General features: G+C 38.4%; 12 protein-coding genes and 1 pseudogene. 7 read left to right on the forward strand and 6 right to left on the reverse strand.

Going from position 1 to position 17253, the window contains the following annotated elements; translation table 11 throughout:
* The first annotated feature begins 408 nt into the window (after nucleotides 1-408).
* The 5 genes and pseudogenes from GQR39_RS07325 (at nucleotide 409) to GQR39_RS07345 (ending at nucleotide 7638) form a co-directional block, all read left to right on the forward strand.
* Nucleotides 409-1205, forward strand: a pseudogene (locus GQR39_RS07325) (VOC family protein).
* A gap of 86 nt (nucleotides 1206-1291) precedes the next feature.
* On the forward strand, nucleotides 1292-1654 hold the full coding sequence (locus tag GQR39_RS07330) for a hypothetical protein (protein WP_010553841.1): 363 nt from the start codon (nucleotides 1292-1294) through the stop codon (nucleotides 1652-1654).
* Entirely contained in the window at nucleotides 1651-3984 is a 2334-nt protein-coding gene (locus GQR39_RS07335; protein WP_165735243.1) for a fatty acid cis/trans isomerase, read from the forward strand. The genes GQR39_RS07330 and GQR39_RS07335 overlap by 4 nt, the downstream gene beginning before the upstream one ends.
* 123 nt (nucleotides 3985-4107) lie before the next feature.
* Nucleotides 4108-5835 carry a response regulator gene (locus tag GQR39_RS07340; protein WP_165735244.1) on the forward strand — a complete coding sequence of 576 codons (1728 nt, stop codon included), beginning with the start codon at nucleotides 4108-4110 and terminating at the stop codon, nucleotides 5833-5835.
* Between the two features lie 393 nt (nucleotides 5836-6228).
* On the forward strand, nucleotides 6229-7638 hold the full coding sequence (locus GQR39_RS07345) for an ATP-binding cassette domain-containing protein (RefSeq protein ID WP_165735245.1): 1410 nt from the start codon (nucleotides 6229-6231) through the stop codon (nucleotides 7636-7638).
* Nucleotides 7639-7685: 47 nt separating this feature from the next.
* Here the strand turns inward: GQR39_RS07345 and GQR39_RS07350 are convergent, their stop codons facing one another.
* From GQR39_RS07350 to GQR39_RS07375, 6 genes are all read right to left on the reverse strand, one after another.
* Nucleotides 7686-8564 carry a TraB/GumN family protein gene (locus GQR39_RS07350; protein WP_165735246.1) on the reverse strand — a complete coding sequence of 293 codons (879 nt, stop codon included), beginning with the start codon at nucleotides 8562-8564 and terminating at the stop codon, nucleotides 7686-7688.
* Between the two features lie 50 nt (nucleotides 8565-8614).
* Nucleotides 8615-10051, reverse strand: coding sequence for a HAMP domain-containing sensor histidine kinase (locus GQR39_RS07355; protein ID WP_165735247.1), 1437 nt, complete (start codon nucleotides 10049-10051; stop codon nucleotides 8615-8617).
* Nucleotides 10032-10706, reverse strand: coding sequence for a response regulator transcription factor (locus GQR39_RS07360; RefSeq protein WP_007377292.1), 675 nt, complete (start codon nucleotides 10704-10706; stop codon nucleotides 10032-10034). Before GQR39_RS07360 ends, GQR39_RS07355 begins: the two co-directional genes overlap by 20 nt.
* 73 nt (nucleotides 10707-10779) lie before the next feature.
* Nucleotides 10780-12759 carry an LTA synthase family protein gene (locus GQR39_RS07365; RefSeq protein ID WP_206007792.1) on the reverse strand — a complete coding sequence of 660 codons (1980 nt, stop codon included), beginning with the start codon at nucleotides 12757-12759 and terminating at the stop codon, nucleotides 10780-10782.
* A complete protein-coding gene (locus GQR39_RS07370) occupies nucleotides 12750-13121 on the reverse strand; it encodes a diacylglycerol kinase (RefSeq protein ID WP_165735248.1) in 372 nt (123 codons plus the stop codon). Before GQR39_RS07370 ends, GQR39_RS07365 begins: the two co-directional genes overlap by 10 nt.
* Nucleotides 13118-14788 (reverse strand): phosphoethanolamine--lipid A transferase, encoded by a 1671-nt coding sequence (locus GQR39_RS07375; RefSeq protein ID WP_165735249.1) that lies wholly within the window; start codon nucleotides 14786-14788, stop codon nucleotides 13118-13120. The genes GQR39_RS07370 and GQR39_RS07375 overlap by 4 nt, the downstream gene beginning before the upstream one ends.
* Before the next feature lie 553 nt (nucleotides 14789-15341).
* On the opposite strand from GQR39_RS07375, the gene ilvG reads away from it, so the two are divergent.
* Nucleotides 15342-16991 (forward strand): acetolactate synthase 2 catalytic subunit, encoded by a 1650-nt coding sequence (gene ilvG, locus GQR39_RS07380; RefSeq protein ID WP_007582116.1) that lies wholly within the window; start codon nucleotides 15342-15344, stop codon nucleotides 16989-16991.
* Nucleotides 16988-17233, forward strand: a complete 246-nt coding sequence (gene ilvM / locus GQR39_RS07385; protein WP_010553831.1) for an acetolactate synthase 2 small subunit — start codon at nucleotides 16988-16990, stop codon at nucleotides 17231-17233. The genes ilvG and ilvM overlap by 4 nt, the downstream gene beginning before the upstream one ends.
* Nucleotides 17234-17253 lie beyond the last annotated feature (20 nt).

A 17253-nucleotide genomic window follows, 5' to 3' on the forward strand; every position in this document is an offset into this window, starting at 1 on the left:
ACACACTCACATCAACACCTAGCACGCAGGGCGGGCAAGCATAGCGACTCCCGACGCTGATATACTGCGTAGCGTACCGACTTTATATTGTAGAGCGTCTGAATCTAATGATTCGGGCTTTTTACGTCTTCAAAAAAGTGATTCAGGGATTCCGCTAGAGCGAAGGACTTCTTAGTAAATCATTTATATCGATCAGCAATAATATTTAATCAATTTGAGGGATTAAATCTGACGCTAACTGCGTTAAAAGCCTCATATATGAAACAACTGAATAACGAATTCTTGCCCTTCTTTTATCGACTCCGCTTAGTTATTGCTCTAATCTCAATTTATGATCTGTTCAATTATGTAGTTTATAAAATGTGACATAGTTCGTTTAGATAAAAATAGAATAATAAGGGTTTAATAATGAGTGAAATTGATAATCATCCACATGGCATTTTTTGTTGGTCAGAACTTTGTACACACAATTGGAAAGAAGGTAAGACATTTTATACATCATTATTTGATTGGGGGTATGACGATCAACCTATTGGGGAGGACATATATTACACCATGCTACAAAAGCAAGGTGGTGATATAGCCGCTATGTATGAAATGCCTAAAGAGCAAATTAGTGAAGGGATCCCAAGTCATTGGTTGGCGCTTACATTGCCGTCGACAATGTTGATGATTGTGCGCTAAAAGCTAAAGAACTAGGTGCTGAAGTTATTGCCGGTCCTCATGATGTTATGAATGCAGGACGAATGTTGATGCTAAAAGATCCTGTAGGTGCCACTGTTGCACTATGGCAAGGCAATGAGCATAAAGGTTGTAAGTACTTAGGTGAATTAAACACGCCTTATTGGCATGAGTTAGCAACCAGAAATAGTAAAGTAAGTAGAGATTTTTACTGTGCTTTACTAGGCTGGGAAAGTGAAATAAAGCCAATGGAAGGTATGAACTACACTTTATTTTTGGTTGATGGACAGCCAATTGCCGGTATGCTTGAGATGACAAGCGACTGGCCTGAAGATATTCCTGCTCATTGGATGATTTATTTTGCAGTAGAGAGCTGCGATACGGCAGTAAATAAAGCCGCTAGCTTAGGTGGACAAGTATGTGTTCCTGCAACAGATATCCCCGATGTTGGTCGTTTTAGTGTTATATGCGATCCTCAAGGTGGTGTATTTTCGGTGATCGAATCTGTTATAGATGACGTTTAAACAGTTACATTAGCTTTAGCGTTAATTTACTCGCTAGTTTGTTATAATACTCGCCAATTAAATCGTCAGAAAGTGCAGAGAACGCAATGGAATTTGAACAAGATAGCAATTTAACCCTTCCTTTATTTCTATTAGATGAATCATTAAGTAATAGAGATTTAGAGCAGCCTGATTTTGAAATATCAATTGGACTTGATGATGAGTTACTTGCTCAAATTTGCCAAAATCCAAGTGAAGATAGCAGTGTAGCTATTACCGTTAGCGGTTATGAGTTGCTTATAACTGATTCTCTGTATTTAAGTATATTAGAGCAAGAGCATGATGCGCAGATAACATTAACGCATGGGCCTCTTTTAAGTATTGTTTTGAATACTGAAGGTCAAAAAACATTCGTTTCTCCTCAAATGGATATGATGCCCACCTTCGATTTAGGTGACGAGGACGAATGAAAAAAATAATAATAAGTACATTTGTATTAATTATCCTTAGTGGTTGTGCTTACTTAGGTAATGCACATTACGATGATTTATTTGGACCAGAGCAAGCGCAAGAGCGTATCGTTCCACATTCTACCCTTGCTGGAGCTGATTTTTTACAAAACGTAAAACCAGTACTCGATACCCGCTGCGTCGTTTGCCATGGTTGTTACGACGCACCTTGCCAGCTTAAGCTCTCATCCCCTGAAGGTATTGATCGAGGTTTGAGTAAAGAGCTCGTTTACGATGGAACTCGTTTATTGGCAACGACCCCAAGCCGTTTATTGTTTGATGCAACCAATACACAGCAATGGCGAGAAAAAAACTTTACGCCAGTGCTAAATGAGCGCGTACAAAGTGAAGAAGCAAACTTAGCGGGCAGTGTGTTATTTAATAGTTTAGTGTTAAAGCAAAGCTATGAATTACCAACTAATGAAGTGCTAGATGATGAATTTGATTTTTCATTAGGGCGTTCGCAAACCTGTGCAACAATGGGGGAGTTTGACCGATTAGCTGACGAGCAACCTCATGGCGGTATGCCTTATGGTTTACCTGGGGTTTCGCGCGAAGAGTTTAATCATTTACAGAACTGGCTTAAAAATGGCGGTAAAATGTCACATATTGAGCCACCAAGTAAGTATGATCAGAATAAAATAAAGGGCTGGGAAGCATTTTTAAATCAAGATAACTTAAAGTATCAGTTATCAGCACGTTATATTTATGAACATTGGTTTTTAGCACATATTTATTTTACGTCAGAAAACCCACAAAGCTTTTTTAAACTAGTTCGCTCAAGTACGCCTCCTGGTGAGGAAATAAAGTTAATTAATACGCGTCGTCCATACGATGACCCTAAAGTTAGCCGTGTTTATTATCGTTTTATGCAAGAGCGTACAACCATACTTTCTAAAACGCATTTACCACTTGAGCTTAATGAAACTAAATTACTGCGTTTGTACGAGCAGTTTATTGCGCCAGATTATAAAGTTACGCAAATGCCGAGTTATGAGCCTAAGTCAGCATCTAACCCATTTAAAACTTTTGAAGTTATTCCTATTAATTCTAAATATCAATTTATGCTTGATGAAGCAGAGTTAATTATTATGGGCTTTATAAAAGGGCCTGTTTGTCGTGGTCAGATTGCTTTAAATGTTATAAATGATCACTTTTGGGTGGCATTTGCTGATCCTGATAAGGTTGCGACTCCTGCTGTAGGGGAAATGCTAATGCAACATGAAGAAGCGCTAGAACTTCCTGCCGCAGAGGAAAGCAATGCGTTACCTATTTCTAGCTGGGTTAAATATTCAGTTCGTGAGAAAAAATACTTACAGGCAAAAGTTGAGCTTGCTAACGAAATGTTTAAAGGTGGCGAGCATCTTACAACTGACTTGCTTTGGAAAGGTGATGGGCATAATAAAAATGCTGCGCTGACTATTTTCCGCCATTTTGATAGTGCAACTGTTGTTAAAGGTTTTATTGGTCAAGAGCCTAAAACCACGTGGATACTTGATTATGCGTTATTTGAACGTATTCATTATTTGCTTGTGGCAGGCTTTGATGTATACGGAAATATAGGTCATCAATTGGTTACACGTTTATATATGGATTTTTTACGTTTAGAGGGAGAGCAAAACTTTTTAGCTCTATTACCTGAGCACAAGCGTAATCAAATCAAAAAGCAGTGGTACCGTAATTCACCACCTGACTTATCTAAGTTCTTTAAAAGTAACCGAGAATTTAGCCAGCCCAGTGGTATTAACTATGAAACTGATGATCCACAGCATGAACTATATACCTTGATGAAAGAAGCCTTAGCGCCAGTTTTAAGTGAAAAATACAACTACACTAAAGTGCCAAAGCCGTTAAATGTAATAAGTAACATGCCAGCAAAAGCGGTTAACTTATTGCCTCAGCTTTCTTTTATACTTGTAAAGCAAGAAGATTATAGCCATAAGGGCTACACTATTATTCATCATAATGCGCACTACAATATATCTAGTTTATTAAACGAAGATGGCCAACGTGCTTATGATGAAGATACCGCGACTATTGTTCCTGGGTTTATCGGAGATTATCCAGCAGCTATTTGGTATTTAAATAACGAGCAGCAAGTAAATGCTTTTGCCGAGCAATTGCCTATGATGCAAATAGAAGCTGATTATGGTGCATTGAAATCTAAGTTTGGTATTCGACGTACTCATCCACAGTTTTGGCAATACAGCGATATATTGCACGATACAGCTAAAAAATATCGTGGGATAGAATATGGAATGTTCGACTATAACCGTTTAGAAAATAGATAGTTAAATAGTTTTATTTTATTAGCCCAACTTTTTAGTTGGGCTTTTTTATTTAATAATCATTATTTAAGCTGCTTATTAGTTCTAAAAAATTGAGCTACACTTAAAACAAAAACAGGGCTTAGTATGTTTAAAGTTGTCGCGAATATCCGTACTCGTTACCGATGGGCATTAATAGCAATAGCACTATTAATAAGCACATCAGCATCACTTATGCAGTATTATTTTTCGGTGCAAAAATACGACGCCAAAATAATAAATATGGCTGGTAAGCAGAGAATGCTTTCTCAAAAAATAGCTTGGCATAGTAATGAGTTATTATTATCGGCAACAAATATTTCTGAGCATACTAAAGCGTTAAAGGCATCAGTCGTATCATTCAAAAAAACTCATAATTACTTACTTTCAAAAAATGCTAATGGAGAGTATCAGTACCTTACACCTAAGCTTATTAAGCTATATACGTTAGCTCCTCATAAACTAGATTCCCAAGTTGCAACATATATCCAGCAAGCGGAAAATTTGCTTTATCAACAAGGCCAAGTAGATAAGCGTATATTCTCTGTAACTGAGGTTGAAGAGCTATTAAAGCAACTAGATCATGCAGTGAATTTATTTGAAGAGCAAGCTGTCCAAAAATTAAACTGGGTATCTAACCTTGAATTATTATTTTGGCTTATGGCGATGTTTTTACTACTTGTAGAGTTAAGATTTGTATTTATGCCAATGGAAAAAGAAATAGGTAACGCATTGTCTAAATACCAAAAACAAAAAGAGTTCGCTCAACAAGTGAGTCAAAATAAAGAGCATTTTATTGCCAGAGCAAGTCACGAATTTAGAACTCCTTTACAGGGTCTTATTACGTCTATTGAGGAGTTAAAGGTTTCTGATACGCAGCAAAGCGTTAAAACCCAAGCTAATTACTGCGCACTTAGGTTAATAGCTATATTAGATGAACTGCAGGACTTGCAAGCTTTAAGTACAGGTAAGTGGGTACCGCAATTTAAAAATGAAAACCTTCTAGAGTCGTGTAATAAAGTACTAATGGCTTACGAGCATGCTTGTCAGCAAAAAGGCCTGAAACTAGTTAGTTGTTTAGATGAATCATTAAATTGTGTATGTAAATTGGATCATCAACGTTTGCAGCATACGCTTACAGAATTAATCAGTAACGCTATTAAGTTTACGACAGAGGGTGAAATTACTGTTTCAGCTAAGCTTTTAAATGATGAATTTCATTTAGCGGTGAGTGACACTGGCAGTGGCTTTTCGAAGAAGATTACCAGTCTTGAATTTGACTCATTTAAACAAACTAATCACTTTCAAGGGTTAAGAACAGGCCTAACCCGGGTTCAATACGTTGTAAAAGCACTGCATGGTGAAATTACTTTTACAAATAATAAAACTCATGGTGCTTTGGTATCTTTGCACTTACCAATAATTGCCAGTAAAGCTCTCCCAAACCCTCGTAAAATAAATGACAAACTAAAGTGTTTAGTCGTTGAAGACAATCCATTAAATACTATATTACTGACCCGCATACTTAGCTTATTAGGTTTAAGCTATGATTGCGCTGAAAACGGCAAAGTCGCGTGCGATATGGTGAGTGAAAATCAATACGATACTGTTTTTATGGACTTAAATATGCCAGTAATGGATGGGTTTGAGGCGATTAAAAAAATACGCTCTGATCTTAATAAAGTAATGCCAATTATTGTTATAACAGCAAATACTTCACAAAATGATATAGAGCGAGCTTATAAATACGGGGCTAACCTTCATATTCATAAACCAATAAATAAACAAGCAATTAAAGACGCATTAAATAGTATTAGCGTTGTTAGGGCGTGTTGATCTTTGGTAGTTGAATTTGCAGCAGACTGTTTGGTTTTTAGGCAAGGCAGAGCCTATGTAGTGTGGTTATTCCCCATAAATAGGCGATAACGCAGCATAAATACCAAACATGCGCTGCCCATTGGGTTCTTTCTAGGGACGATTAACTCTTTGTTACTCGGTTTTGACTTATTCTTACATGGATGTAAGCCATTAGAATAACGCAGGAGCAGTTATCGAGCCCACTAGGTTACAAACCTCGCGCCGCGATTTAATCGCCCCTAGATTGAACAAATTTCAATCCACAAAGATCAATACGCCCTAGTGAAATAAATTAATTTTGCAGATAACAAGCTTGCTAAGCTCTTTTAATATGCGTTAACTTGCTGTTTTAAGGTTTATTAGGAAAAGTTAGTGCAGTCAATTACGCTTGAGCAATTTAATGGTTACTTACAAGGGCAAGGCAAAAGTCGTTACGACATATGCAACCTAGATTGGCAAGTGAATCTAGGAGAACATTGGCTGCTTCTAGGTGCTAATGGAGCCGGTAAATCTGCACTGACAGCTGCGTTAGTTGGTGAAGCTAAGTGCGAAAGTGGTAAGCGTATAAGTAGTATTAATAAACTTATGCTCGTGTCTTCAGATTCGCATAAACAGTTACTGGCCCAAGAATTAGAGCATGAAAAGCATAGCCTCGTTAAAGACCTTATATTTGCAGAGCATAGTAATAATGGTGAGTTATTAGCGCAGCTAATAGAATTATTTAAATTTAGCTCATTACTAAATAGGCATTTTAGAGAACTTTCAACGGGTGAAACTCGTAAACTCCTACTTATAAAAGCACTCAGCTCCCATAGTGAGTTAGTCGTGCTTGACGAGCCATTTGATGGACTCGACGTACAATCTTGCCAGCAACTTAATAAAATACTCATAGAGCTTAGCCACACGATTACTTTTGTTTTTGTACTAAACCGCCTAGACGAAATCCCTTCATTCATTACTCACTATGGCTATGTAAACCAAGGTTGCTTGTTACATACTTTAGCAAAGCCAAGTAGTGAGCAATTGAGTGATTTACTAAAACTACTTCATTTAGAACATACCTCATTGGATGTACCATCTCCTGATACCGAACAAGAGAAAAAGGCATTCACCGGTAATACCTTAGTTAAATTGAGTAATGCTAAAGTTAGTTACAGTGATGTAAGCATATTCAAAAATCTCAATTGGACTATAAAAAAGCATCAGCATTGGCAGCTTACTGGAGCGAACGGTTCAGGTAAAACATGCCTATTAAATTTAATAACAGGTGATAACCCACAGTGTTATAACAATGACATTGAAGTGTTCGGTTTTAAACGCGGAACCGGGGAGAGTATTTGGGATATAAAACAGCATATTGGTTTTATATCTAACGCGCTACATATGGATTACCGCGTAAGTATATCGGCTTTAAATACTGTTATATCTGGTTTTTATGACAGCATAGGTTTATATCAAAAGCCGAGCGACGCACAAGTTAATATTGCTCAACAGTGGCTGGCATTTATTGGTTTAAGTGATAAACAAAATACCTCATTCACCCAGCTTTCGTACGGCGATCAGCGTATGTTATTAATTGTGCGGGCTATGGTAAAACATCCAACGTTACTTATTTTAGATGAACCTTGCTTGGGCTTAGATGAAGCAAACAGGCAACGTGTACTGCTACTAATAGAGAAAATTTGTGCTGCCAATACAAGTACTGTGATTTATGTAAATCATCATGCGGCAGACAAAATTAAAGGAATAGAGAATTACTTAAAAATGGAAGACTTTCATTAAAAGCTCAGAGAAAGGTTGAGCGAAAAATCACTCAACCCATTTTCATTTTAAAGACGAGTAACGCTAAAGCCTTTATCTCGAAGTTGTTTAAGTAACCCGTGTTTTTCAGGTAAATGCAGAGCGCCTACGGCAATAAATAGTTGCTCGTTTGCTAAACGCGGTGTGAGTTGTTTAACCCAATTATTATTGCGGTTAGTTAGCATTACTTGCTCGCTAATTTCACCATAATTACTGTCATCAAAACTCATGTTGTAGTAATCGGTTAGTGTATCCATATCCCCGTTTTTCCAGGCATTAACTAATTTGATAAAGTAAGTATTAATATCGCTGAGTTGCTCAAAGGTTTCTTCAATCATTTCATTGCTTAATAGCGCCATGCCATCAAACATTTGCAGTTGTTGCTCTAGGGTTTCAAGCTCGCCAATTTTAATATTATGCTCTTTAGCATAACTAAGCACTTGCTTGTCTATGCCGGTTTTATCTGAATAACCTGCATTTTGAAATTCAATTTGCATCATAGTCACCATAACAGCCCAAGGCTTTAAGCCATTAAACATAGCAATATCAATCGACTTTTTAGCAAAGTAATCTTTTAGCTTGGTATAATTTTGCTTTGAAAGCTCAGTTTGTAATGTTTTACCGTCCCTTAGCATCATAAATGGCATTGAACGCTGCTGCATTTCAAGTGGAGTAAGTTTGCTTATATCAACTTCAACAATGACTTCTTTGCTTGCGCTAATTGCATCGGTTACATTTTTAGGTAAGCCTTTCATGCTGGCATCACCAACGTGTACAGTGCCAAATAAGTAAGAGCTGACGCCATTTTTTTCTATTTTATATAAGGCGGGAGCTGCATAGCTGTTAAGGCTAAATGTTATAAGCAATGCCACAATAAAAAAGTGGCTAATACGGGTAAGAGCATTCATGGTTTGTCCTTAAAATCTCGAAGGTTAGTAGTGTAAATACTAACCTAAATTTACTTCAGAGGTAACGTTAATATAAACGTTAACGTATTGCTTTCGGTATTACTGGCCGTGATAGTAAAGCCATTTAAGTTACATAAGCTCTGTACAATTGATAATCCTAAACCATGGCGCTGGTTATTAGTTCTAGATGAATCTAGCTGATAGAGCGGGTCAAAAATAGCAATTAGCTGTTCACCACTTAGTGGTTTATTTACTTTGTTACTAACAGAGATGCTCATGTTTGTGCTGTTATTTACGGCAGTTAATTTAATTGGTGCCTCAGGAAGTCCATAAAATAGTGCGTTATCGATTAAGTTACACAAAATGGTATTTAAACTAAATTCGTCAGCATTAAGTGTAAACTCGTCAGTTATCTCATTATTTAAACGCGCTTTAATACTTGGGTGCTTAAAGGTCAGCTCATCAATAATTTGATTTACTAAGTTATTTAGAATGATATTTTGCGCATTCAATTGCATTGTACTGCTACTTGAGCGCTGCAACAGTAATAGGTTGCTAACAATTGTTTTCATGCGCTGTGAAATATTAAGTACATCACTGGTATAGGTGTCGCTAATACGTTTATCGTCAGGGTAGCGAATAACCACTTCTGAAAGGCTTATGAGTTCAGCTATTGGGGTTTTAAGCTCATGTGCAATGTCGCTTGTTAGGCGCTTTTCATTACTATAGAGTTGCTGATTAACAGTAATAAACTTATTTAGCTCGTTACGTATAGGTTCTATTTCTTCTACTTTAAAGTCGCTTTCTATTGTTTGCGCAACACCGGTAATATCGAGTAACTTAATTTGATCGTTTAAATTGTGTAGCGGGTGTAGGCCTTTATTTACAATACGTGTCACTAAATAGCGCACACCAAACACACCAAGTACACAGGTTAAAATAAAGACCACATCAATAATAATCAGTACTTTATTAAGTTCGGCTGTCGGCGCTGCAATCGCAAGAGTCATGGTATTAAAAACAGCAGAGTGAGTGGGGTTTCTATCGTCTTTTTGGGCTACAAAGTGACTTATAAGTGCGCGGCCATCACGCCCGTTAGGAAGCTCGTAATCTATAATTTTAGATTCGTTTATCGGCATTTCTAAAAAAGGTAGGTTAGCATTTTCATAAAGCGCTAATGAGTCCGAGCGTTCAAACACATCACGGCCATGCCATAATTGGTAAAACTCCGTGGCATCTGCAGCTTCATACTCCGACATAAACTCACCAGCAAAATCAAATTCAACTACGTTGTTGTCATCCTCAACTAAGGTTTTTAAGTAGTTAGCTTTGTTAGTTAGAGACTGATTGAACTGATCTTCCACCCAAGTATCAACACTTAGATCAACGGTTAAAAATATGGTGAATAAAATAACAGAGATCACAGCGCTAATATTATTAACGAGTTTACGTTTTATTGAGTGATTTTTATTTTGTTGTTGCGACATAACCAAATCCACGTTTATTTTTTATCGGGAGCTCGCCATCAAACTGTCTTACTTTTTTACGTATGGTTGAGATGTGTGCTTCAAGCGCATTTTTAGAGAGCATATCAAACTGCCCTACCACCGCTTCACTTATAAGCTCAAGCCCCAATACTCGCTCTGGGGCGTTAAATAAGCATTCTATTATTTTGTATTCATTACGTGTGAGCTCAATGGCATGTTGCTTGTAGTGAAGAGTTTTAAGTGACAGATCTAATACGCAATCACCTACGGTAAGGGTATTTTGTTGGTTTTGCAGTGAACCACGACGAAGTAATGCAAGGACGCGAGCATGGAGTTCTTCAAACGAAAATGGCTTAGTTAAATAATCGTCAGCGCCTTTCATAAGGCCGTTAATTTTATCTTGAGGCTCACTTCGTGCCGATAAAATTAGCACACGGCTTTGGCTATTACTGCTGCGCAGTGCTTGTAAAATACTCATGCCATCAACGCTCGGTAGCATTAAATCAAGTACGAGGAGGTCGTAGTTTCCACTCAGTGCCATACTCAACCCTTCTGAGCCATCACCAGTTTCATCTACGGTAAAACCAAGGTTGCTAAGGCCAACTTGCAAGCTGCGTCTTAGTGCTTCAGAGTCTTCAATAACGAGGATTTTCATGTTTACTCGGTTTATAAAAATAGCCTTGTTACTTTAACAAGGCTTTATTATCAAGTCACTGCAAGAATAAGAACTAATGGTACCAACCATTTGTATAAGCTAGATTACCTAAGTTCGCGTGGGCTAGGGCTTTTTTAACTAGTTGCTCATCGTTTTCACATGGCACAAGCTGGTTATTGCTATACGTATAGGTGGTTGCTGGTTTTTGTGGTTGTAACACCACCACTTTATTATCGTGCATGTAGGCAAAGTTTTTGTCGTATTGCATCATTGCGCGTTGTTTGTTGTCGCTAATTGGCTTTGATAAATCATGACCTATCATAGGGTGCTTACCACTTGCGCCAATTAAAGACAGTAGAGTAACAGGAATATCGAGCTGACTGGCTAGTTGGCTATCTCGTTTATGGGTAATACCTTTACCAAAAATAACGGCCGGGATTTTAAAGTGATCAACCGGTACTAAACTCGAACCCGATACGCGTGAGTCGTGATCGGCAATAACTATAAATACAGTATCATCCCAGTAGCTCGATTTTTTAGCTTTTTCGATAAACGTGCCCAGCGCGTAATCGGCATACTTGGCAGCATTATTACGGGTTTGTTTTTGTTTATCGTACAGCGTTATTTTATCGTCAGGAAAGTCATACGGACTATGATTAGAGCTTGAGAATATAAGGCTAAAAAAGGGTTTGTTTTGATTTTTAAGCTTAGTAAGTTCTATGTCGGCTTGGTCGTACAAGTCTTCGTCTGATGCGCCCCACGAGCCATTAAAATCTATTTTTTTAAAGTTATTTGTATCTACGATACTTTTAAAACCATTGCCTAAAAAGAAGCTTCGCATGTTATCAAAATGGCTTTCGCCACCATAAATAAACTGTGTGCTGTAATTTTGCTTCGCTAAAAAATCAGCAATGGTAAAAAAGTCACGCTGTGATTTATCAAGCTTAACAACCGCACGCGAAGGCGTTGGTGTAAACCCTGTAATTACTGCCTCAATTCCACGCACTGAACGTGTACCCGTGGCGTATAAATTATCAAACCCCCAGCCTTGTTTATAAAGTGCATCAATATTAGGTGTAAGCGGTAAACCGCCAAGCGTGCCTATATAACGAGCACCTAAACTTTCTTGTAAAATAATGACTAGATTTTTTGGTTTACCTATATTACTTGCTTCATGAAACGTTTTTGTAGGGGCGGTTACATCACTAAATGTGCCTTGCGTGTTTTGCATGTTACTACGCACAATACTAAGTAATTCATCGGTAGGCATTTTGCCATAATAGTCTTGGCTTGATTGTTCGTTAGAGAGTTGCTTAACTGCAAATGCGACGCTATAAAGTGAGTTAAGGGTTAAGTCGTTAAGTAAGTGATCAGTAGAGAACGAGACCATGGCGGGATTAAGTGGTCTGTGCCCTAATGAGTTACGCGCGCCCAAAATAGTTAAGCATACTAAAACAAGCGCTAAAATTGATTGGTTTAAGCCTGTTAGTGATGACTTGCTTTGCCATTGATTGCTAAATATTTTGCTTGCAAATTTACAGCTTAAAACAAGTGCTATAACAGCAATAAATACTTCTAACTTATAGCCTGAAAAAATCATTTTTGAGACTTCTTTAGGGTAAATTAAATATTCTATAAATAAGCGGTTAGGGCGCAAGTCGTACTCGTTTATAAACGTAGGCGTAATCACTTCAAAAAAAACGAGTAAAGCAGACATCCCCACTAAGTAAATTTTAATTAGGCCGCGTACTTTATTTTGCCAACCTACGCTTTGCATCAGTAAGGTAAGTAGTAATGCGGGCATAATAATGTAGCTTAGAGTGGCTATATCTACTCTTAAACCACCTATAAATATAGATAACCACGCATGCGATCCAAATACACGCTCCCCTTGCCATACACTTAATCCAAAGCGAGCCAGTGTTAAAAAGCTAAGTGCTAAAACAGCAAATACAACAAAAATCCATACAGGGCCAAGTGCATTTTGTACCTTAGGTATTACTTTAAATATTAGCCTCGTTATTTTAGCTATAAAAGTTAGCTTTATGCCCATAATACAGCCCACCAAATAAGTGCGGCAATTAGCATAGCTATAAACACGCTTGCAGAGGCAATATCTTTAGCGAGCCCTGAAAGCTCATGGTATTCACTGCCAATTCTATCAACTACAACCTCAACTGCCGTATTTACCAGCTCAGCAAATAATACAAAAAGCAGGCTGGCACTAAGTAATAATTTATCCCTTAGTGCAATTTCTTGTAGCCACACAAACACACCGAGTAACGAAAACAGTGCTAGCTCTTGTTGAAACGCCGCTTCAAATCGACTCATCCATTTTAAGCCGTTAAAAGAATGGCTTAAGGTAAAAATAAGGCGCATTAAGCCTTGGCGTTTTATAACGGTTTTATTACTCATATTTTTATTTCGCTTGGTGTTGTTTGGCAGCTAGCAAGTAAATCGAGCGATGCCTGATACGTTTTGCTTTTAATGCCAATTAAATTTAAAAGGGTGTGAAAAATATTGTTGTGTGAGCGTGCAGCAGTGGTGTCTAAATTAGCTAAACAGGTATTGGTAATGCGCTGGTTATGCTCATCAGCCCACATATAAAGAGGAACGTGCGTTTGTGTGCTAGGTGCAAAGTTATACGGAAAACCATGCAGATAAGCACCGGCTTCGCCAAGTGATTCACCATGGTCAGAGACATATAAAAACTGTTTATCTATGTTGTTTGGTAGTGCTTTTAATTGCTCAATTACTTGGGCGTTAACAAAATCACTGTACGCAATTGTGTTGTCGTAGGTATTAACTAATTCATCGAGTGAGCAGTTTTGAATGTCGCTTCTATCGCACGAGGGCGTAAATTGCTTAAACTTATCTGGGTAGCGTTTAAAGTAGGTTGGTCCATGTGAGCCCATCATGTGTAGGACAATAATGGTGTTAGCTTGGCTTAAATTAGCGAGTTTGCGTTTAAGTGGAGCAAGAAGTGCTTCATCAAAGCAATATTTTCCATCGCAAAGCGCTGATGGGGTGGTTGGGATATCAATGTTAACAACACGGGTGCATACGTTTTTACAGCCGCTGTTATTATCAACCCACAGTACATCGCTGCCAGCTTGTTGTGCTAAATCAATCAGGTTTTGTTGGTTGTCGGCTGCTAATCGATCAAAGTTGTTTTGTGTTTGCAGTGAAAACATACACGGCACAGACACAGCTGTAGCGGTGCCACAAGACGCCACATTATTAAAATACGTCACATTGTACTTTTGTGTGTAAGAATTTGTGTTGCGCTTATAACCTTGATAAGCAAAGTTTTCTGCTCGTGCGGTTTCGCCAACAACCATAACTGTTACGCTGGTGGTGTTAGGCGCAATAAGAGTGGGTGTTGCATCTATATTTTTAAATTCCATATTGGTATACAGCAGCTGATCGCGCATATATTTATAACCGCTAGAGAGATATTGAAACGGAATAATTTCTTTTTTCAAAATGCGGTTGTTACGACCAGTGGCTGCGTAATCGGCGTAAAAGTTTACGACCACTAAAGCAATTAATGAGCAGCACGCTACAATAAGTTTTATACGACTAATCGCTTCTTGATGAGGGCGAGTAAAGTGTATTTTTACTTTGCTTAATATAAAAACTGGTAACGCACAAAACAACAGTAAAAAGGCTATGAGCTGCGGGTTTAAATAGCTCAGCGCTTCGCTTGAATCTGTTTCGAACGTGTTTTGAATCATTGAATAGTCAAACACGACGCCGTAATTTAATGAGCCGTAAAGCACGGCGCTCGAAATTATCAGTAAAAGGTAATTAAGTGGCTTTAGTAACCACCTAACCGACACTATCGAAAAGAAAATAATTAAAAGGCATAGCAAAAGTAGTGGCACTGAAAGTAAAAATAGCCACGAAAAGGAAGCCAATGAGGTGATGGCGCTAAACGAACCTTGAATAAAAGGGATGTTTATAACTAAACAGTAATAACAGGCAATCATTACTACAAAGGCATTTGCACTACAGTGAATGTAAAACCGCTTACTACGATTTGGCTTTTTTTGTGCTGGTGTTTGGCTAGTTATGTTCATATTTAGGCTCGTTTAAAATAACAACGCCATGCTATGCAACAACACTTAAGAGTCGCTTAAGAGAACCTACGCATTACCTGAAGGTGATAAATAATTTTATTTATAAAAATATTCTTAAAAATTAATCAAACCTTAAATAAGGGATATAAGAATAGTGAATTTCTGAGAATAAAATTAGAGCATAAAAAAACCACTACCAGCTTGTATAATGAATTTTAAAACCTGATAAATTGCCTTTTAGTCTTTTTGTTAGATTAACTTTGGTGTTGACTTAAAGGGCCTAGCGCGGTACTAATATAAGAAGAGAGCGAAGGAATAACCTTCGCGATAATTGAACAAAATTTGGTATTAATTACATGCTTACAAACGCACTTAACCTAGTCCTGATTATTATCGTGGTGATTATTCCCGCGAGGGCTTCGTAGTGCTTTAAAAACTTAAGCATTAAAAAAGCCCTCCGCACTTAACCGTTCGGAGGGCTTTTTAGTTTTAAGGGCAAAGTTTTTAGCGTAAAAATGTAATTGGGTTGTCACTGAGGAATGAGGGTTTATTAATGACAGGCGCAGAACTAACAATCGACTTATTGGCCAAACACGGCGTAAATGAAGTATTTGGCTACCCAGGCGGAGCTATTATGCCAATTTACGATGCGCTGTATGGCGCGCCAGTCAAACACTACCTTACTCGTCATGAGCAAGGAGCAGGGTTTGCAGCTGTTGGTTATGCTCGCAGCACGCGTAAATTAGGTGTGTGTTTTGCAACATCGGGCCCAGGTGCAACTAACTTAATAACTGCCCTTGCTGATGCGATGATGGACTCAGTGCCATTATTGGCGATCACAGGCCAAGTGCCTACTGCAGCTATTGGTTCAGATGCGTTTCAAGAAATAGATGTACTAGGTATGTCGCTTTCGTGTACTAAGCACAGCTACATGGTAGAACGAGCGGAAGACTTAGCAGAGATATTACAAGAAGCTATTCATTTAGCGCAAAGCGGCCGACCAGGTCCTGTACTTGTCGATATCCCAAAAGATATTCAAATGGCGCAAGTACCTTTTAAGCCTTGGCTTGCAGCTGATGAATACTTACCTGAGTTGGATTTAAAGCAAGTTGCTATTGCTAATCAATTGTTGAGTGAGGCTAAACAGCCTGTAGCGTACGTAGGCGGTGGTGTACAAGCCGCTGATGCGCAAGACGAGTTAATGCAGTTTTTAAATAAAACTCAGATGCCGGCTGTATCAACACTAAAAGCATTAGGCAGTGTGTTACCTGACTACGAGCATTACTTAGGTATGCTAGGTATGCATGGTGGTCAAGCCGCTAATATTGCCGTGCAAGAATGTGATGTACTTGTGTGTATAGGTGCGCGCTTTGATGACCGCGTAACGGGTAACTTAGCTAAATTTGCAGCTAAAGCTAAAGTAATTCATTTAGATATTGATGCCGCTGAAGTAGGTAAGCGAAAACCTGCTAAAGCTTCATTAATTGCTGATTTAAAAACGTCGTTACCTGCACTTGAGTGCTTTGTAACACCTAAAGCGTGGTGTGACACAAATAAAGAAATGAATATTAAGCACGCGTGGCGTTACGATTACCCAGGTGAGAAGGTTTACGCACCGTACTTATTAAACCAACTGAGCCAACGCATGCCAAAAACTGGCGTTGTGTGTTGCGATGTAGGTCAGCATCAAATGTGGGTAGCACAACACATGAAGTTTACTCACCCGAGCAATCATTTAAGCAGTGGTGGCGCAGGCACAATGGGCTTTGGTTTACCGGCTGCTATTGGCGCACAAGTAGCACGCCCTGATGACTTTGTTATCACTGTATCGGGCGATGGCTCAATAATGATGAATATTCAAGAATTGGCCACGATTCGCCGTAATAATTTACCTGTAAAAATATTAATTTTAGATAACCAGCGCTTGGGTATGGTTCGCCAATGGCAAGAGCTATTTTTTGAAGGACGTTACTCTGAAACTAACCTTTCGGATAACCCAGACTTTGTGCAGCTAGCTGCTGTATTTGGTATTCCAGGGCAAACAATTACCCATGCTAACCAAGTTGATGATGCTATTACAGCATTAGTTAACAGCAAAGGCCCGTACATAGTACATGCTTGTATTGATGATAAAGAAAATGTTTGGCCACTTGTACCACCTGGGGCTGCTAACGACGAAATGATGACGGAGAAAGCAAAATGAAACACAGCCTAACTATTGCATTAAAAAGCCAAAGTATAGCGGTAGAACGCTTTTTACGAGTGGTGCGTCATCGTGGTTTTAACCTAACGCATTTTCAGCTCAATATGGATGATGGCTTATACAACGTAGCCATGACGGTAGATAGTGATAAACCTATTCATCTATTAACCAGCCAGCTAAACAAGCTGGTGGATGTAAAAGAAGTCACTTTACAAAATTTACAGCACCAACAGGCTGTGTAATTACGAATTACAAAATAATT

Source organism: Pseudoalteromonas sp. C8 (assembly GCF_011378685.1).
In the GTDB taxonomy this organism is placed as follows: Bacteria; Pseudomonadota; Gammaproteobacteria; order Enterobacterales; family Alteromonadaceae; genus Pseudoalteromonas; species Pseudoalteromonas arctica.